The sequence below is a fragment of the Streptomyces cyaneofuscatus genome, from assembly GCF_042718795.1.
GTDB lineage: Bacteria > Actinomycetota > Actinomycetes > Streptomycetales > Streptomycetaceae > Streptomyces > Streptomyces cyaneofuscatus_A.
The window spans coordinates 276,428-293,898 of sequence record NZ_JBHXOX010000009.1 but is presented as its reverse complement, the minus strand read 5'-3'; the positions used below and the strand labels follow the sequence as shown (position 1 = coordinate 293,898).

General features: G+C 68.2%; 15 protein-coding genes and 1 pseudogene. 9 read left to right on the top strand and 7 right to left on the bottom strand.

Translation table 11 applies throughout. From position 1 onward, the window contains the following. Window positions 1-20: 20 nt before the first annotated feature. From ACFWRT_RS13155 to ACFWRT_RS13125, 7 genes are all read left to right on the top strand, one after another. Entirely contained in the window at window positions 21-353 is a 333-nt protein-coding gene (locus tag ACFWRT_RS13155; RefSeq protein WP_380954485.1) for an ATP-binding protein, read from the top strand. Beyond that, window positions 350-820 (top strand): hypothetical protein, encoded by a 471-nt coding sequence (locus ACFWRT_RS13150; RefSeq protein ID WP_380954433.1) that lies wholly within the window; start codon window positions 350-352, stop codon window positions 818-820. Before ACFWRT_RS13155 ends, ACFWRT_RS13150 begins: the two co-directional genes overlap by 4 nt. A 49-nt stretch (window positions 821-869) precedes the next feature. Then, window positions 870-1,991 (top strand): adenosylhomocysteinase, encoded by a 1,122-nt coding sequence (locus ACFWRT_RS13145; RefSeq protein WP_380954435.1) that lies wholly within the window; start codon window positions 870-872, stop codon window positions 1,989-1,991. Between the two features lie 5 nt (window positions 1,992-1,996). Further along, window positions 1,997-2,539 (top strand): NUDIX hydrolase, encoded by a 543-nt coding sequence (locus ACFWRT_RS13140; protein WP_380954436.1) that lies wholly within the window; start codon window positions 1,997-1,999, stop codon window positions 2,537-2,539. 356 nt (window positions 2,540-2,895) lie between these two features. Further along, window positions 2,896-3,630 carry a hypothetical protein gene (locus ACFWRT_RS13135; protein ID WP_359373836.1) on the top strand — a complete coding sequence of 245 codons (735 nt, stop codon included), beginning with the start codon at window positions 2,896-2,898 and terminating at the stop codon, window positions 3,628-3,630. Next, window positions 3,623-6,982 carry a P-loop NTPase gene (locus ACFWRT_RS13130; RefSeq protein WP_380954437.1) on the top strand — a complete coding sequence of 1,120 codons (3,360 nt, stop codon included), beginning with the start codon at window positions 3,623-3,625 and terminating at the stop codon, window positions 6,980-6,982. The genes ACFWRT_RS13135 and ACFWRT_RS13130 overlap by 8 nt, the downstream gene beginning before the upstream one ends. Before the next feature lie 1,435 nt (window positions 6,983-8,417). Then, on the top strand, window positions 8,418-9,914 hold the full coding sequence (locus ACFWRT_RS13125) for a hypothetical protein (RefSeq protein WP_380954438.1): 1,497 nt from the start codon (window positions 8,418-8,420) through the stop codon (window positions 9,912-9,914). A gap of 48 nt (window positions 9,915-9,962) precedes the next feature. Here ACFWRT_RS13125 and ACFWRT_RS13120 read toward each other — a convergent pair whose 3' ends face one another. Then, entirely contained in the window at window positions 9,963-10,520 is a 558-nt protein-coding gene (locus tag ACFWRT_RS13120) for a hypothetical protein (protein ID WP_380954439.1), read from the bottom strand. 133 nt (window positions 10,521-10,653) lie between these two features. Here ACFWRT_RS13120 and ACFWRT_RS13115 point away from each other — a divergent pair, with 133 nt between their 5' ends. Beyond that, the gene (locus ACFWRT_RS13115; RefSeq protein ID WP_380954440.1) at window positions 10,654-11,238 is read left to right on the top strand and encodes a TetR/AcrR family transcriptional regulator; all 585 of its coding nucleotides are present in this window, start codon (window positions 10,654-10,656) and stop codon (window positions 11,236-11,238) included. 21 nt (window positions 11,239-11,259) lie between these two features. Here ACFWRT_RS13115 and ACFWRT_RS13110 read toward each other — a convergent pair. Next, window positions 11,260-11,733, bottom strand: a pseudogene (locus ACFWRT_RS13110) (NAD(P)/FAD-dependent oxidoreductase); the annotation flags it as partial. Between ACFWRT_RS13110 and ACFWRT_RS13105 the strand changes: the two are divergent. Then, window positions 11,662-11,826 (top strand): hypothetical protein, encoded by a 165-nt coding sequence (locus ACFWRT_RS13105; RefSeq protein ID WP_380954441.1) that lies wholly within the window; start codon window positions 11,662-11,664, stop codon window positions 11,824-11,826. The pseudogene ACFWRT_RS13110 and the gene ACFWRT_RS13105 sit on opposite strands and share 72 nt — an antisense overlap. A 444-nt stretch (window positions 11,827-12,270) precedes the next feature. Here the strand turns inward: ACFWRT_RS13105 and ACFWRT_RS13100 are convergent, their stop codons facing one another. From ACFWRT_RS13100 to ACFWRT_RS13080, 5 genes are read right to left on the bottom strand one after another with little or no spacing between them, the layout of a single operon-like run. Next, window positions 12,271-12,558: a hypothetical protein gene (locus ACFWRT_RS13100; RefSeq protein ID WP_380954442.1), complete on the bottom strand. Its 288-nt coding sequence runs from the start codon at window positions 12,556-12,558 to the stop codon at window positions 12,271-12,273. Further along, complete coding sequence (locus ACFWRT_RS13095) at window positions 12,555-13,313, bottom strand: hypothetical protein (protein WP_380954443.1); 759 nt, start codon at window positions 13,311-13,313, stop codon at window positions 12,555-12,557. Before ACFWRT_RS13095 ends, ACFWRT_RS13100 begins: the two co-directional genes overlap by 4 nt. After that, window positions 13,310-14,641: a phospholipase D-like domain-containing protein gene (locus ACFWRT_RS13090; RefSeq protein WP_380954444.1), complete on the bottom strand. Its 1,332-nt coding sequence runs from the start codon at window positions 14,639-14,641 to the stop codon at window positions 13,310-13,312. Before ACFWRT_RS13090 ends, ACFWRT_RS13095 begins: the two co-directional genes overlap by 4 nt. Continuing rightward, window positions 14,638-16,626, bottom strand: a complete 1,989-nt coding sequence (locus tag ACFWRT_RS13085) for a hypothetical protein (protein ID WP_380954445.1) — start codon at window positions 16,624-16,626, stop codon at window positions 14,638-14,640. The genes ACFWRT_RS13090 and ACFWRT_RS13085 overlap by 4 nt, the downstream gene beginning before the upstream one ends. Then, the gene (locus ACFWRT_RS13080) at window positions 16,623-17,435 is read right to left on the bottom strand and encodes a toll/interleukin-1 receptor domain-containing protein (RefSeq protein ID WP_380954447.1); all 813 of its coding nucleotides are present in this window, start codon (window positions 17,433-17,435) and stop codon (window positions 16,623-16,625) included. Before ACFWRT_RS13080 ends, ACFWRT_RS13085 begins: the two co-directional genes overlap by 4 nt. Between the last annotated feature and the right edge of the window lie 36 nt (window positions 17,436-17,471).

The window sequence follows — 17,471 nt, the reverse complement described above, 5'->3', positions numbered from 1 at the left end:
CGATCCACGGCGAAGTCCCCATGCCCGCCCAACGCGCAACTTCTGACGCGGACACGGCCAACAGGAGCGATCCACCTCATTGTGTTAGCCGCTGTAACGCGCTCGTCCACGGCACCGTCTCCGACCACGGATTCCTGGTTCGCCTCGACGCCGAGGACGGCGTCGTACGCCTGGAGGTGCACGACAGCCGCTGCGAACGCCCCAAGACGGGTGAGGCCGCCGACACCGACCTGTCCGGACGCGGCCTGATCCTGGTGGACGCGCTCGCCGACGACTGGGGAGTGCAGGACCGTACGCCCCTCGGGAAGATCGTCTGGTCCTCCTTCAAGGGCGCGGGAGGGAAGCAGGCGTGACCGCCGCCGTTACTCCGACCGGACCTGAGCCCCGACTACCCCTCTCACTCGCCGCGTGGAGCTGGCCGGGCATCAGTCCGGACAACCGCGAGATCGCCCACATCCTGATCACGCACACTCCTGCTCCGGCTCTCTCCGACCCCGCTGACGCACCCGAATCCCGCATGCGGCGTCTCGCGGACAGCCTCGGCGGACTAGGCCGGGCAGAGGATGTGGTTCCGGATGCCGGCCGCTGCCTGCACATCATCGGCGATCACGTGTTCCTCCACATTCCCGGCGCCTCCCGCAGGCTGCGGCTGCAAAGCCGCCCTGCCTGGACAGCACTGGCCACCCGCACCGGCACAGCCGTTCTCCTGCTCGGCTTGGACTCGTTGTCGCAGTCCGCCGACGCATCCCAGCTCGACACCTACCTGGATACCGCAAGCCATTCCGACCGGCTGCTGTACGGGATGGCCCGCACCCGTTGACCCGCTGCCCCCTGGGACTTCCTGCACGCCCCGATGAGAGGAAACTGAGATGGAAACCTTCGAACGCGCCAAGCTGGACGCCTACTTCGCCCGGATCGCCGCTCAGTTCGCCTCCGAGGAGCAGACCTCGTCGCTCCTGATCACTCACCTGTTGGCCGAGCGCCCCGCATTCGTCCGTGCCGTCGCCTCAATGACCCGGCTCGCGGCGGTGCTGCCCAAGCCGAAGTCCGTCCACCCGGCCGCCCAGCGTGAGACCGAGCGGACCGTCGCCGTCGACTCACTCACCCGCGAACTGTTCACCGACCCGGACACCGCACTGGACTATCTCGAATCCCGGGCTGCCGGGGAAACCGTCACCCTCCTCGATGTCGGCGGCTACTTCTCCCCCACCCTCACCGACCTCCACAGCCGCTTCACCGGCCGTCTGATCGGCGTCGTCGAGGACACCGAGAACGGCCACCGCCGCTACGACGCCCTCGACAAGCTGCCCTGCCCTGTGGTCTCGGTGGCCCGCTCCCCGCTCAAGGATCCCGAGGACTTCCTCGTCGGCCAGTCCGTGGTGTTCTCCACCGAGGCCGTCATGCGCGGCCGCGGCGACATCCTCCACGGCCGCCCCGCCCTGGTGATCGGCTTCGGCAAGCTCGGCTCCTCCATCGCCAGGCTCCTGCACGCCAAGGGCGTCCAAGTCACCGTCTTCGACATCGACCCCGTCCGACGTACTCAGGCCCTGTCCCAGGGCTTCACCGTCGTCCGCGACCGCGAGACCGCTCTCACGGGTGCCGGCCTGGTGCTCTGCGCCACCGGCGCGGTCTCCCTACGCGGCGAGGATTTCTCCCTTCTGCGCAACGGCGCCTACGTCGCCACCGTCACCTCCAGCGAGGACGAGCTCGACCTAGCCGGTCTGCCAGACGTCTACACCCGCACGGTCGTCGGCGACCACGTCACCCGCTACCAGACCACCGGCCATTACTTCTATCTGGCGAACGGCGGCAACGCCGTCAACTTCATCCACGGCGCCAGCGTTGGACCGTTCATCTTCCTGATCCAGGCCGAGATCCTCGCCGCGATCAGGATGCTCACCCGCGGGGACCTCACCCCTGGCATCCACGAGGTCTCCGCACCTGACCGCGAGGCCATCGCGGCGACCTGGCTCTCCTACTTCAACAGGTGATCAATATGCCCATTACGGCCCAGCACATCCGCACCACTATCAACGGCTACCTCGACCAGCACCCCGAGGACAAGCGCGAGATCGCCGTCATCCAGGGCCCCCTCAACGACGGCGACGACCTCACCAGTCGCAAGACCCTGCCCGGGCACGTCACCGCCGGCGCGATCCTCGTCGGCCGCGACGGCCGTGTGCTGCACATCCTCCACAACGCCCCCGGCAAATGGCTGCTCCCCGGCGGCCACATCGAGCCGTCCGACGACACGCTCCTGCAAGCCGCCGGCCGAGAACTGGCCGAGGAGACCGGCATCCCGCCCTTCGTCGTCACCCCGCACAGCGAGATCCCGCTGCACATCAACGTCCACCCCATCGACGCCAACCCCGCCAAGGACGAACCCGCCCACCAGCACTTCGACTTCCGCTTCCTCTTCCGTACCGCCGCCGACATCGGCGAACTGCAGACCGAAGAGGTCACGGATGCGGCGTGGCGCACAGTGGAGAGTCTCGCCGACGAACGGCTGAAACAACGGGTTGCCCGAGCGAATCGCTGACCTTCGAGGAATTGGCAGCCCCCGAGCACGACTAGCATGCCGCCGTGCTCTGGGCGCGTCGATTCGCCCAGCCCTCCCGCCACTACGCCCACCCCAACTGTCGCCTAGCGCCTCCTTCCCGGCGTAGCCAGGCATCGTTGAGGGCGACAGCTCCGCCGAGATGGGCGTGCCGCGCCTTCTAAAGGGTCTTTCACTCAGGTCATGCTGACCGCGAAGATCGCCGACGCTGTTCTGTCGGTGCGGGAGCGCCAGCCAGCGACTGTGGCCGATAGAAGACGCTCGCAGACCGGGGAAGCACTGATGGCAGTTCGTAGGATTTGGTACTTTCAGGCCCCGTTGAGTGCAAGGGGGCCCCAGTGGCTGTTGAGCAAGACATAGCCAGCCATCCAGATACTGCGCGCGAGCGCGCGGAGTACGACCAAGTCCTGGACGCCGTGGTCACCTCGGTCTCGGAGGCCTACTACTCGCAGCTCGTCCAAGCTGTCAGTGTCGCCCGGGGCCGCGCCCAGGCCGCACAGTCCACGGTCACCCTGTTCGCGGGCGGGCTGATGGCGGCGCTGAGCGTCACGGCCCTTGCCGACCGACCACTGGTGATTCAGTGGCTCGGCATCGTGTCCGTCGGGCTCTGGCTGGTATCGGCTCTGCTGTACCTCAGGGCGGTCGCCTCCCCCATACCCGAGACACTCGACCGGCTGAAAGTGGCCACGCGTCAGCAACTTCTCAATGAAGTTATCGACAAGGTTCGACAGGAGGCCAGAACGATCGACCATCGCCAAAGAAGGTCCAACGGGGTAGCGGCTGTCGCCGTCGCGCTGAGCCTCATCACCTTCGGACTGGCAGTTCTCACCAGCCCAGTCCGTGAAACCGCCGACGGTACCGTACTGGTCAACCCCTCCTACGCACCCGTCCTACGCGCCGCCTGCTCGCAGAAGGCCGCTGCCACCGGCGGGGTCGAGGGCAAGATCGTCAAGAATTCCCTTGGTACCTCGTTCGTGGAGATCGAACCGGCCCGCGGCGTTTGTCAATCGCCGGACTCGACGCTGCACGTTCCGCGCAACCAGGTCAAGGCCGTGAGGTGGCAGAATGCCTGAGCCCCAGCTCATGAAAGTCACTCATTATCTCCTTCTCGGGCCGCTTCTCCCGACTGCCGAATCTTCCAAGCAGGCAGTTCTCACGGAGGTGGCGCGGCTGCACGAGTCTGGGGGCCAGCTCAATGCGATCGTCGTCCTCGGTACCGCGGGCGTCCCGGGCGAGGCCAAAAGCTTCGTCGAGGACGTGCAGTTCGCCTGCCTGGAGCAGGGGTACGAGCCCGCCGTCGCCATTGTCCCTGGACCCTACGACCTCCGGACCATGTCGCCCAGAAGGTTGTTGGCGCGGAACCTGGCTGAAGGCTGGCAGGAGGTCGCACCTGACCTGTGGGACGGGACCATGACCGAGGACATCGTCCAGCCCTTGCGCAAGGACGTCTTTCCGGACTTCGCTCCCTGGGCGGCGGACATTGCGGACTCTTGCCCGGACTGGTATCCCGGTCTGCTGCCCGGCGACGGCTCCCTGCGGCAGCGGGTAGGCGAACGCACAATTGGCATGGTGTGCGTGAACACCGTTTTCCGTATGGTGGCCGACGATGCACCCGCCACCCTTGCCAGTTGCTCCGCTGAGCAGCTGGACAAAGCCGTGGGGGAGTCTTTTGCAGCCTGGGCAGCACACAATGATTTCACCCTACTCTTGGCCGGCCGGAGCGCCGAACTACCACACCTGCCACCGACGGCAGCACCGTTGCTCGCTCTGGCGGGAAGTGGCGAGGAATCCTCTCAGGGGTGGCACCTGCCATTCGATGCTGCCGCCACTGCCCACCTGCTGGTGCGTGTGGACGTGGGAGGGGGGCGACCGGTTGTCACGGACACCGCCACCCGCCGTCAGCTGCCATCGGCCGTCCATCCCCGTACGTCTCCAGCCAGCCGCGTGGTCCCTGCACCTCCGCAGGAGGAGCCGTACGACGAGAAACCTCTGCTTGACGACTTCTACCGGTATACGGCGTCCGGCCAGATGGTCCTCGTGGTGGTTTCAGGAACCGATGAGAACGTCATCAGCACAGACACTCTCAACCACCGGCTTGCGGAAACCGTCTTCGGAGCGATACCACAGCCTTTGCCTGCATTGCACGAGACCTGGGTGGCAGCCCGCCGCCAGCTCGCCGAGCAGCAGATGGAGTTGCATCTCAGGGCACTGGCCGCTCCAGACGGCCAAGACGCGCAGACAACGCACGGGCTGATGCGTGCCCCGTGGTCACGCATCTACGACTTCACCGGCAGCAGCACCATGGCCTCTGTCCACAACGCCCACCTTGCCGACGTGGTGTCCCTGGTTGATGCGTGTAAGGACTTTCCGACTGGCAAACGTAACGCTCTCGAAGCCATAGCCATGCACGGCTGGCCAGGTAAGGAGGATGCCCCCCAAGACTTCAGCGACGCCTGGTCAACCCCAGGCAACGACGCGCGCAGTTTGTGGTTCCGGCGCTTCCGGGCAGAACTGCTGACCCGGCCGGTGGTCTTCTTTTCCGCCACCGCCAACAGCCCGGCTTTGTGGGAGACCCTAGGGATTTCCCGGAGCATGTCTTTCGGGGAAGACGACTTCCCGAGGTTCCTCGTCACTCCGGAGGGAACGTCTGCCGACCGGGCACGGCTGCGCGAGGCAGGTCTCCGCCATATCCGCATGGCCCCTAGCGACTTCGTACAGCGTTGTCTCGGCAGCGGAATCCACGCCCTAGCCGAGGGACAGCGTGTCCTCAACGAGGAGTACGGGAAAACGCGCGACGGTGTTGGTGTCGTCCGGGTGGCGCGCCTCGTCGAGAACGCTCCCGCAGGCAGTCGCGAGTTCCTCATGGGGCGAGACCCGACGTGGGGCGACATTAAGAACAAGAAGATCGCGGCACAGCTGTCCCTGGTCGCTAAGGTCGAGGAGCGGGCCCATCCCGCCGAAGGGGGCCGACTGCCGATCGTACTCTTGAAGGGCACGGCCGGTTCCGGTAAAACGACCGCCCTGATGCAATTCGCCTACCGGCTCCACAAAGAGGGAAGAAATGCCGGCTGGGTAGACCGCAGGGCGTCGCTACCGCCCCATGAAGTCGAGCGTCAGGCACGTCAGCAGCGATTCGAAGCGATCTTCGTGGACGACGCGGACATGTTCACGAGCCGAGCGTCCTCCCTCCTGAAGAACCTGAACGACGACGGCCGTGCCCTTGTGATTGCCGCGATCCGTGTCACCCGCCAGTCAGAGCTGGGTGCCGGATTCCCCGCCGAAGTCGTCAGCTCTGACCAGTTACTGAATGACGACGACCTCGAAAAGATCATAAAGTCACTGGCAAAGAATGCGCTGATCGGCAACCTCAAGCAATATTTCTTCATGCACCAGAAGGTCGCGAGGCTCCGGGAGAAATGTGACCAAGGACTGCTAGCCGCCATGATCGAGGCGGTGACCGGGACCTCCTTGACCCAGAAAGTGAAGAGCGAGTTTGAGGAGCTTAACCAGATCCAGCGCGCCCCATATGCCGTGGTGTCCTTCTCCGACTCCTCTCTCGTCTTCCAACAGCGCGGCATCGACGAAGCGGACTTGTTGGAAATCGTTTCCCACCCGGACCCGCCGGACTGGAGCCACCGGACCGCGGTCAAGCAGCTCGTGCAGATGAACTTGCTGGTGCGCACCGGTGATGGTCGGCTGCATTGTCGGCAGCGGACTATTGCCGATACCGTTGTCGAGACCGTGCTCCAGGAGCGCAAGGGCGATCTGGAGTGGGTGATTGCCAAACTGTTGCTGTTCTACGCAGGACGTGCCTGGCACATCAAGGACAACCGGCATCGCGACCGGAGCGCCATGATTAAGCTGCTCAATCACGACACTATGCGGCGTCTGGACTTGGACGCCGAATCAGTGCGGCGGATTTATGACGCCGCGCACCAGTTTTTGGATGACGACCACCATTATTGGCTGCAGCGCGCTGAGTATGAGGCCGAGCAAGGCCGGCTCGATCTCGCCAAGAACCACCTTGCGGCTGCGAAGAACTGTCCCAACGGCGGCGAGGATCGCTTTGTCCTCACCGCCGACGCCAGGGTCCGGCTGCGTTCCTCGATGCAGAACCCGACCAGTCCACAGTTGATGCGGGCGGCTGAGCGTGCCGTGCACGACCTGTCTACCGTCGCCACCAAGTACCGCAGCCAGGCTCCGCATGCTTTCGTCGCGCTCGCCCGCGAAGGCAGCCGGTGGCTGGAGAAGTGCGGTGAAGCACTGACTCCGCAGAAGTACGAGGAAGTCCTGGATCGGATCACGGAGGGTGTGGCACTCGGCAAGAAGTGCTGTCCGGATAACAATCAGGTCGGGTATGCCCTCGACGAGTCTGGACCAAGGTTGAGGCAGCTTATTCAAAAGGGGCCAGGCATCCCGATCTGATTGTGCGGCTGCTGGCCACAGGTTGGGCACGCGCATGTGCGCGGTCTCAGTTCTGGTCTCATTCGGCCCCGTCCGGGTTCGTCCGGACGGGGCCGACCCGAACGTTCCGCCGCAGCTCAGAACTCCTACGACCCCCGCCGAACCCCCGGACGGACATTTGGAAAGCGTGTTGGGGGCAACCCCTCACGAGTTCGAATCTCGTATCCTCCGCCATTGCTCTCACCGGGCAATACGTCGAAGGCCCCCGCAGCTCGCTGCGGGGGCCTTCGACGTTGCGGGCCTTCGACGTTGGGGGTTGCAGTTCCGCTCACCGCCCGCTGAGGGCGGCCCGGCAGACGTTGCAGTACATGGCCGCGTTCGGGCCGTACCGGCGCATCATCTGGCTGCAGCCGGCACACAGTCCGAGTTCCCATGGCGGGCAGCCCAGTGCTGCGGAGGCCGCCGCTCGTTCGACAGGGGTGATTCGTGTCGTCGTCCTCTTCGACCGGCGTCATGGGCAGGGGCGTCTTCTCGTCGACGATCTCCTCCCACAGTGCACGATCGGCCGCCGACACCCACATGTGCCGTCCGGCGCGGCCGCTCCCCCGGCTGGGCACGTAGACCGGAACGCTCTCCCCCGTAGCGCTCCGCAGGACCAGGTCCTCGATGTGGATCGGCTTTCTCTCCGGGAGGCACAGCGCCGGTACGAACCAGACCGTGTGGATCGCACCACAGTGGCCTGCCCCCTCGCTGACGAGGCAGTGGCGCTCGGTGCTCGGGACGCACCTCCAGACTTCGAGGTGCCGGTCCCCGCCACGGATCACCATCTCCTTGCCGCCGGCGATGCCCCTCCACGGCATGTCGTCCACACGCGCCCACGGGGTCCGGTCGATCAGGTAAGCCGTCCGGTCCTTCGCCACCCAGAGCGCAGTGATGCCGTTCTCCACGGCGTTGACCGAACGCCGGTGCACGCTGCTGGGGCTGAGATGGGGGTACTGGATCTCCCAGCCGACCCTCAGTCCGGCAGGGCCGGTGACGACGGCGTCCGAGACGCTCCGCCGGTTGGCGACGGGGAACCTCGGCCTCGGCGTCCAGGCCGTACCGCCCTGCGGTCGCGACGACCCGCTCCTTGGTGGCCTTGTGCTGGGCGCGCTCCTCCGGAGTCGCCTTGTGCGTGATCGGCAGATGCGAGGCGACCAGCGGCCGCCGGCCGCCGACGCGCCCTCGGCGGATGAACATCCAGGGCGATTTCCCACCCGACTCCGACAGGCACTCGCGCTTGTCATGGTGCGCCAGCCATTCGAGCTATCAACCGTAGAGATGGTGGCTGACATTCAACAGAGCGCCGCCGAGCGCACGTTCTTCCGCGCGCTCCCGAAGTCATCGAAATTGTCAGAAAACCGCCCCACCAAAACGGAGTTGCGTCACCATCCACACATGAGCCAGGGACAGACGCATGGGTAAGCGCGAACGCCGCCGCAAGCGGGAACGGGTCAAGAAGAACCAGTCACCACGACGACCGGCCACTCCGGAGCCGATTGTTCGCGAGTTTCCCTTGGACGCTCCCCGCCTCCGCGTCGTGATCAAGCACGATGCTCCGGAGGATGCCCAGAGGATCAGTGCCCTCTACTGGGAAATCAAGGCCGACGGAACCTGGGCCCGGACCGTCGGCAGCATCGGCGTGGCCGGCGACATCGGCTCGGTGGCCGCTGCGCACTCGTACGCCACGCTCCTCAACTGCCCGTGCGCGAACTGCTCCGAACCGATCTCCGTCACCAGTCGGTCCTGGGCCAACAAGGTCGGCGGCAGGTACCTCGACGTGGCGGCTCCCTCGTACCTCTGCGGAGAGTGCTCGAAAATCCGGCAGCAGGAGGAGACCGAGCGGCAACAACGCGCCGCCGAACAGAAGCGCGTCGAGCGGGAACATGAGCAGCAGCAGGCGGAGATGCTCCAACGGCTGGTTGCTCACGCCCTAGCGGACGAAGAGGCCAAGGCCGCGCCGGCCGGCTCCCTCCCGACGGACAGCCCTATGGCCCTTGCCCTCTACGTGGCGTTGGTCAGCTATGCCACACGCAATCCCGGCAAGCCACTTCCCAGTCTCACGGGTATCGGCCCCTTGGGTTGGACAGGTGATACCGAGCAGGACAGAGAACTCCTGTCGGACCTCTACCACGCGAAGCTGCTCGCCCTTTCGCCGGAGAGCCCGCCGCAGGCGTTCACTCTCTCTCCGGACGGCGACGGCATCGCCTTCGTCCCCGCCGAAGTCGCGTGGCGCGTGGTCGGTGGCCTGACCGCCGCGCAGGAGCGCGTCACGAAGATCAAGGACGACCTCCTGACCCAGCCCGGTCCTGAGCCGGCTGAGGCGCGTGAGGCCTTCACCGCGCTGGTGGACCGGTTGGAGGTCCTCGAGATCTCCGGCTACCTCGACAACCTGCTCACCAAGAAGTACGGCTATCCCGCGGTGCCCGAAGCACGGCGCGAGGAACTCGCCGACGTGATTCGCAAGGGCTTCGCGCACGGGTACACCTCTGGTCAGATGATCTGCTTCGCCTGGCGGGCTACCGACTCGGCTGCGTCGTGGAAGGAGCGCAATCCTCGGATGGGGCCGCCGGAGGCGGCGTCCGCCTCGGTGACCAGCCTCAACGGCAAGATCGACAAGGCGATCGAGCTGCACCATTCCATCCCCGAGTACGAGGCCCCGCGGTGGCACACGTCGCCCCTGGCGCTCGCCTGTTTCCGGCGGCTGCACGCCGAGATCCGCTGGGTGTACGACCGCGAAGTCATCGGCGCGTGCACCCGATGCGACCAGCAGGGCCTCAAGGAGACCGTCCACCCCGAGACGGGCGTGGACGCCGTGTGGCGCTGCACCCATCCCGTCGAGATCCCCGCCCAACTCCATGGCGAGGGGGAGTCGAGCGGCCTGGATGACGCGGCCGACCCTGCCGACGTCTGATGCCTGGGCTCTCCAGACGTCGGCGGACCGGGTCGAGGCGACGACGCGTCACACCGTCCGGGTGCGTCCCAGGCGGAGGGCTGAGACCAGGAAGAAGACGCCGCCGAGGAAGGCGTAGCCGGCCAGGTTGGCCAGGGAGGCGTCGTCCGTGCCTGCCTGGGCGAGGAACGATGCGCCGGCGAGGGTGGAGATGGCTCCGCCGGCGATCATCGCCCACTGGCCGCCGAGTTGGCGTCGGGCGGCGCCGACGAGGAGTTGGACGACGCCCGCCGTGATGGCCCAGGCGCCCCAGACCCGCAGGACGGCGGGGATGCCGGACGTGGCGGCGACGGCGAGCCCGATGACAGTGAGGGTGCTGAGCGCGATGTTCACGTACAGGCCGCGCGCCGGTCGGGCGTTCGCCCGGGCGGACCGGAGGTCGATGACCGCGCACGCCACATCGAACAAGGGATAGATCACCAGCAGCGTGACCGTGAGCGCGCTCAGTGTGTCGGCGGTCGCGAACAGCAGGGCCGCCCACACCGCGGCGAACCCGAAGCGCAGGAAGTACAGCTTGCGCAGGGCGGTGGGGACGCTGGTGTGGGCCGTGCCGACGAGGGTGTCCACAGGAGTTCCTTTTCAGGGAGAGGTGTCGCGTCGCCCAACGAGGGAGAACGTTCGGTCTCTTCGTATTGAAGGGGGCGAGGGTCGCACTGTCAAGACCGAACGTTCTCCCTCATCGGTGCGGTAGCCTGACCGCATGAGTGAGGGCACGGGAGGAAGCAGCACGTCGGCAGCGCGGGCCCGGCTGCTGGGGACGGCGACGCGCATCTTCTACGCGGAGGGCATCCACTCCGTCGGCGTCGACCGGATCATCGCGGAGGCGCAGGTCACCCGCGCCACGCTGTACCGGCACTTCACCGGCAAGGAAGAGCTCGTCCTCGCCTATCTCGACCAGGCCGACCGGGGGATCCGGGCGGGCATCGAGGCCGCGCGGGCGGGCGAGCAGTCGGCGGCCGACGCGGTCCGGGCGGTCGGCCGGTTCATCACCGGAGGCATTCAGAGTCCCGGGTTCCGCGGCTGCGCCTTCCTCAACGCGGTGGCTGAATACCCCGACCCCGCCCACCCCATCCACCAGGCCGTCCTGGCCCACCGCCAGTGGTTCCTGGACACCGTCACCGAGCTGCTGGCGCAGGTCGGCGACCAGCCCGCCGACGGAGCCGGCCGGCACCTCGTCATGCTCCGCGACGGCGCCATGGCCGCCGGCTGCCTCTCCGACCCGAAGCCGATCGCCGAGACCTTCCTCCTGGGCGTCGAGGGGATTCTGCGGGCTCGCGGCGCCTGAGTGGCTTCGGGCGGCCGACTCCTAAAGAAGATCCCGCGCCGCGTAGTAGGCGTGCAGCGCGGCCTCGCTGCCGGAGCCCATGGCCGTCATGATCCGCTGGAAGCGGGCGGAGCGGAGATCGCCGGCCACGATGACGCGCGAGTGCTGGCGGTCCGGCGGGCAGTAGCCGTCGGCGCCCCGGACCAGGTCGCTCGCAGGGGCGGTGGGTGCGCTCCCGAGGCTGAGGTGGGCGGTGTCCGCCGTGACCGTGTGCCGTCCGCCGCCCCGGGTCCGTACGTCCGCGGTCACCGTGCCTCCTCCGGAGGCGTACAGCGTCAGATGCTCGACGGGCAGGAGCGTGACGCGGGGGTCGTCCCGGATCTCCTCGGTCTTGTACGCGTCCGTCTGCGGGTACGCCACGAGCAGGCGGGTCGCGGTGGCCGGGTGGGCGCGGAGGAAGGTGCCGATCGGGCGGTCGCCGCCGAGGACGAGGAGCGTACGGCCTTCGGCGTCGTCCGGGCCGGGATGCGGTGGAGGGTGTCCGGCTCGATCAGGGCCGAGCGCAGGCCCACGCTCGCGGCGGCGCAGCCGGCCGGTCGCCGCCGATGACGATCAGGTCGGTGGCGTGGGCTTCACGTGATCCGGGTCCAGGGCGGGGCGACATGTCGGCCATGGTCGTCATTCCAGCACCGAGGCGGTCGGCACCGAAGGTGGGGCCCGGCGGGCAGGCGACGTACAGACGGTGATCGCCGACAGGTGGGACGGCCTGTACCGGCGCCGGCGTCAGCCATCCCAACGTGATCGTGGCGTCGACGCCGTCGACGATGAGTGCTTGCCCTGCACCGTCATGGTGTACGTGCTGTCGGTCACCTGGGCGACACCCCTGCGCTCTCGGGGGCCATGGTCGCCGCCCCGAGCGTCGGGCCTCCGCCATGCGTCGGGGCCCGGTGCCCCGCCGGACACCGGCTGCCGGCACTCGCTCCCTGACTCCGCGAGCACGTGGAGAGCGGGGCCGGGAGTGGACGTGCACCGTCCCGGCCCCGCCGCCTCTGTTCAGTACCGGCCGTCGGCCGGACCACGCGCGATCCGCGCACCCGCTTCGAAATCGTCGTAGTGCACGCGCACGTCCTGGATGCCGAGAGCCCGCATCAGGTCCGTCAGCCGCACGACGTACCGTCGCCCGACTTTCCGGAGCGGGCAAGGGAATTCGCCCCTCCTCGCCCGCTGGTACGCCGTGCTCAGACCCAGGCTCAGCGCCTGCGCGGCCACGTACATCCCCACTTCCGCCGGAAGTCCGAACACAGCCGAGAAGGCGACGGTCTCATCGCGATGGCGCTTCATCGGCCGGGCCCCCGCATCCCGAACAGGTCCAACTGCTCGCTCACCACGGGCTCGACGCCACGACTCGCTCGGCGTCGCCCACGCTGACGCACCTGGCGCACATGGGCCAGCAGGCCCAATCGGTACGCCAGCGAACCGAGGCGTTCGCCCTGTGCCTGCTGGGCGATAGACCTGGACATCCCCTCGACACGTACGACTTCATCGGCCGCGATCGCCAACGGATCGGGCCCTTCCGGCTCCTCCACCGTCCCCCACTCCCCCACCGGGGTCTCCTCCGGACTACGGCGGCCTGTCCGCCACCCGGCTGCGAAGGCCGCATCGACCAGGTGCTGCTCAGCGGCCGATGCGTCCCGGCCAAGGGTTCGCGAACCCTCCAACATTCCTTGCAGCAAGGCGGAGCACACGTCGGCGTGCTCGGCCCCGGTGCGGCGGGAGAGCGAGTACGCCGCTCCTCTCAAGCGCGGCGCGAGCAGCCACACGGCGAGAAGCGTCCAACTCCTCACACTCTCGGCCTCCTTCTCCGGGTCCCGCCGGATGTGGTCGGTGATGTGCCGCCAGTGAGCGATCCGGTCAGGGTGGTCCGGTTCTGCTCGGAGGGCCTGGGACCGCAGATCGTCCAGCGAGATGCCCGTTCCGGCACAGTGCGGCTCCGTGCGTGCGTCCGAACCGCCGCACAGCGGTCGGCCGTGGGCGTACCGCTCCTCCACGGACCTGCAGATGCGGGTGAAGACATCGGAGGGCGGGCACGGACTCATCGCTCACCCCCGGGCCACTCCGGGCCGGTGCCGCCCCGCGCCCAGGCGCCGGGGTCGAACTGGCGGGTGGTGCCGCTCGCTTCGGAGGCCATGCCTTCCCGAACCGTCTGCCGGCTCCCGGTGCTCGGCGGTTCCGCCGCGTCGGTCGGGTGGCCGGCCCCGTCTCCGCCGTGCGGGGGCGGCGGAGAGGAGGCAGGTCCGGTCGGCGGCGGATCCTCCGTACCGGCGTCCTCGAAGGGGTCTGCAGGTGGTCGCCCGCTCTCGTGGTCGGCCCGGCTCAGATGCCTGCGGATGTTCTCCGCGGCCTCCGGCCGGCCCGCCGCGTCCGACATACGTGCGAGGCGGTCGAGGAACACCCTGGTCTCGTCCGACCCGTCGGTGAACCCCTCGCCGTCCAGCCAGGCCGCCAGGCTGTCGCTCGGCGGCGGCCCCTGCCCCGCCGCCGAACGGATCGGCCCATAGCCCGAAGGGGCCTGCCCACCGCCCGGCTCCGGATGGTCGAATCCGCTCATCGGCTCCCCTTCCACCGGCTTTACACGGCCCCGGAACAGGTCCCGGTACTCCTCGGGAATCTCCTCGTCGTTGGCGGCGGCGGACAGGACCGTCAGAGGAGCGATCATGTCCACCGCGCGCTCGATCTCGTCGTCGTGGCGGGCCATCCACCAGACCACGGCGTTGCCGGGGCTCCGTAGAACGTCTTCCCCCAGGTACTCCCGGAGGTTGCGCTCGTGCTGCCGCCGGCTCTCCCAACTGCCCATGGCCTTACGGAGACCGTCCAGCTCTTCCAGATGCCGCTGGTCCCTCGGCCGCAGGACCAGCCGGACGTCCGTGGCGAAGGCCACCACCAGCCCCGAATCATCGAGAGCGGGTGTTCCCAGCAGTCCCTCCAGCGAACGTTCCAGGAACGTGCACCGGCCGGGATCCTCGGTCAGTGTCATGCTCTGCACTCGTTGCAGGACGGATGTGGCGGCCAGTGCGGCCGGGTTGCCGTGCGTCGAGAGAGCGAACCTTCCGGCGGGCCGCCACCAGACGGCGGCGGAGAACAGGAAGGGGCAGTCGTCGACGGCGCTCTGGACGGGCACCACCACGATCGACGTCTCCTGGTAAGGGACTTCGGTCGGAGGCTCAGGAGCCGACTCGTCCGGGTCCGGAGCCGTCGGACGGCCGGTCTCCACGCGCGACACCCGCATATCGATCAGCAGAGCGGCGGCGATGAGCGAGGCCAGGAGGAACCACAGCCAGAGCGGCCAGCCGAGCGCGGCTCCCACCGCCAGGGCGGCGAGAACGAGTCCGGCGGACAGAAGACGTGTGATGTGCTGGGTGTTCATGGTCCTTCCCCTGTCCGTCGGGCGCCTGAGGCGGAGGAGAGGCCTCCGACTCCTTGTGCAAGGTCGATCTCCCGGCAGAACCGGTCGGCGGTCCGCACGCGGTCGTCACGCCGCGCCCGGAACTCCTCAGGCATGTCGACGGGCTCCGAATCGGCCCAGTCGCACGTCGTCACGTAGAGCTGGTTCAACAGATCCCGGTCTCCGTAGGCGGCGATCAGCAACGCGTTCAGAACCTCGTCCCCCGCCTGCCGCAGCGTCAGGACGGCGAGCCAGCGCTGGGCCGCGGGGGACCAGGCGCGGGCCGGTTTCCCCGCCATCACGGCCCGCCAGGCGAGGACGAACGCCTGCCAGGGCGGGTCGGCGCGCCGTTCAGCAGGGTCGAGCAGCGCCAGCAGTACGTCCAGGCCGCCGTCCACCGGTCTCGCCCTCGGCAGGAGGCGGTGCACCAGCTGCCCGTACAGCCGGCGGTTGCCGCGCGCCAAGTCCAGGAGGGCGGAGCGGGCCGCCTTCTTGATGTCCTCGTGGTTCTCCTGCCGCAGGGCGAGGTGCCTGAGCCGGACCATGGCCTGCTCCGGATGGGTGACGGCCATCACCTGCCGGCACACGTCCGTCAGCACCCGCGCGAGATCGGGCGCTATGCGCGCCGTCGTCACCCACTGGTAGACGTGCGAGCGGAACCGCGACCCGTACCGCTCGTGGCTGAGGCCCAGTTCGAGCGCCGCCGCGGCCTCGGCCCGCAGCCGGCCCCCTGCCGAGGGCTGGGTCCACTTCTCGATGAGCAGGTTCAGATCATCGGGCCGATCGGTCCGCAGGGCCTGTTCCGCGAAGCGGCTGACCAGACGCGCACGGTCCTCCGCTCCGAGGCCGGACAGCTCCATGCACTGCCCCACCCAGTCCCGGAAGTCCGCGCGGAGGTCGGGAAAGTTCTCCCAGAAGTGCCTTCGGACAGCGTCGTCGTAGGCGAGCCTGACGAACCGCACCCGCCCGTCGTCCTCCCGGTCGAGGGACAGCTCCTCGAACTGTTCGCCCAGGCCCGCCCGAGCCAGCCTGGGCGTTTCGTCCTGAGGGTGTCCCAGAACGCCCAGGAGGATGTGTGCGGCGCTGAGCACCGTGTCCGCCGGCCCGCCACTCGTCATGCTCGCCGCGAGCAGCAGTGCGCGTTCCCCGGCACCCCGGTGCTGCCGCAGGTCTCCGGCCACCTGCTGCGACCAGTTGGTCGCGGCGGCTACGGCCTCGTCCCGCCAGTGCTCGAACTCCGTGCCTCGCCCGGCCCGGTCCCGGGCCTGGACCACCAGGCCCGCCAGACGGTCCAGCTCCCCCATCGGAGCGGTCTCGAACAGATGCGGCAGGTCGCCGTGGTCCAGTTGCTCGTACGCGAACCTCACACCCCGCACCCTCAGATGCCGGCTGAAGACCGCCCGCCCGCTCGGCCGTTCGAGATGCACGGCCAAGGGGGCGAGTTCGGCGTCGAGCATCCATTCCAGGCCGGACGGAGATACGGCGACGAGCCGGGCACCGCTCTTCTCGACCAGCACGCAGTAGGACATGAGCGTGCGCTGGGCCGCCGCATAGTCGGCGTCGCCGACGCTCGACAGGTCCAGCAGGTAGCGGTCGTCGGGCGACGGGTCGAGAGGCTCCTCCTCCCTGACCGCGGGCAGCTCCTCGATGCGGCTGTCCGGCACCGACGCCCCCATCAACAGCATGGTCGCCGCGGAGCGCCGGCCGATGCCGGGCGCGCCTTCGAGGAGCACCACCGCACCGGGCCGCGCCAGCCGGTCGGCCGCCCGGGTGTATCCACCCGGCCATACGAAGCACTTGGCGAGCCGACGCCGGTGCTCGCGTACCATCTCCAGCCGGTCGACCCCGGTCCTGACCAGGGGCTCTCGCGGGCCGACCGAGTAGTAGTAGGTGTTGTTCTGGTCACCGCCACCGCTGTGCACCGGCCCCCGCGGGTCGCTGATCGACGTGCCGCCCGTGCCGGTCAACGTTCCTCTTCCAGAGGCCGTACGTTCCGGTCCGCCCGCTGCCGGACTTCCCCGTGGTTCTCGCCCACGTACTGCACAGGGCCTCCGTCGCCGGAGATACGCGGGCCCAGGTACTGCTCACGCGCCTGATACAGGTGTCCGCTCCCGGTGTGGACCGGGCCCTGGGGCTCGCTGACGAAGGTTCCGGAGAAGTCTCCGTTGACATTGCCGATCCCCCCGTGCTGGCGATGCTTGATCACCCTTGCCTGCACCCGAGCGCCCTTGGCCCCGTCCGTCCCACCGTCCCGGTCGGCCGCCGACACCGCCGAACGCGGTCGGTAGCCGTTGCTCCGGGCAGCGGCTCCGAGTTCGGGCAGCAGCTCCACGAGGTCGTCGGCCAGCCCCATCAGATCGGCGTCCGCGTTGCGGTGGCTGAGCCGCCGGTACTGGCAGGAGGCCAGCGCCTCGATGTCCTCGGGAAGGTCCTCGGAGCGCAGCCTCTTCGCGCCACCGACCAGCAGAGGGATGACCACGGCCCCGGTCTCGAGCGCTTCCCGGATCTCCCGCCGGGTCCAGTCGTCCTCGTCCTCCAAGGGGCTCCGGCCGCCGGGGGCTGCCGGCTGCAGCCAGCGGGGCCCCATGACGGCCAGCAGCACACTGCTGCGCCGGACGGCGGTGAGCAGTTCCTGGGGGAACCGGCTTCCCAGCCCGATGGACTTGCTCGCCCGGAAGACATGGTCATTGCCGAACACCCTGGAGAGTTCCCTGTCCACGAGCGTGGCGGTGGCTTCTTCGTCATTGGTTCGGTAATTCACAAAGATCAAAGGCATGCGGAATTCCCTCCTGCATCATGGCCTCATTCGAGG

Excerpts from the sequence above, each read along its gene's own strand:
- ACFWRT_RS13095 (WP_380954443.1), bottom strand. The coding sequence starts at position 13,313 with ATGAGTCCGTGCCCGCCCTCCGATGTCTTCACCCGCATCTGCAGGTCC.
- ACFWRT_RS13155 (WP_380954485.1), top strand. The coding sequence starts at position 21 with ATGCCCGCCCAACGCGCAACTTCTGACGCGGACACGGCCAACAGGAGC.
- ACFWRT_RS13125 (WP_380954438.1), top strand. The coding sequence starts at position 8,418 with ATGGGTAAGCGCGAACGCCGCCGCAAGCGGGAACGGGTCAAGAAGAAC.
- ACFWRT_RS13100 (WP_380954442.1), bottom strand. The coding sequence starts at position 12,558 with ATGAAGCGCCATCGCGATGAGACCGTCGCCTTCTCGGCTGTGTTCGGA.
- ACFWRT_RS13140 (WP_380954436.1), top strand. The coding sequence starts at position 1,997 with ATGCCCATTACGGCCCAGCACATCCGCACCACTATCAACGGCTACCTC.
- ACFWRT_RS13130 (WP_380954437.1), top strand. The coding sequence starts at position 3,623 with ATGCCTGAGCCCCAGCTCATGAAAGTCACTCATTATCTCCTTCTCGGG.
- ACFWRT_RS13090 (WP_380954444.1), bottom strand. The coding sequence starts at position 14,641 with ATGAACACCCAGCACATCACACGTCTTCTGTCCGCCGGACTCGTTCTC.
- ACFWRT_RS13115 (WP_380954440.1), top strand. The coding sequence starts at position 10,654 with ATGAGTGAGGGCACGGGAGGAAGCAGCACGTCGGCAGCGCGGGCCCGG.
- ACFWRT_RS13145 (WP_380954435.1), top strand. The coding sequence starts at position 870 with ATGGAAACCTTCGAACGCGCCAAGCTGGACGCCTACTTCGCCCGGATC.
- ACFWRT_RS13080 (WP_380954447.1), bottom strand. The coding sequence starts at position 17,435 with ATGCCTTTGATCTTTGTGAATTACCGAACCAATGACGAAGAAGCCACC.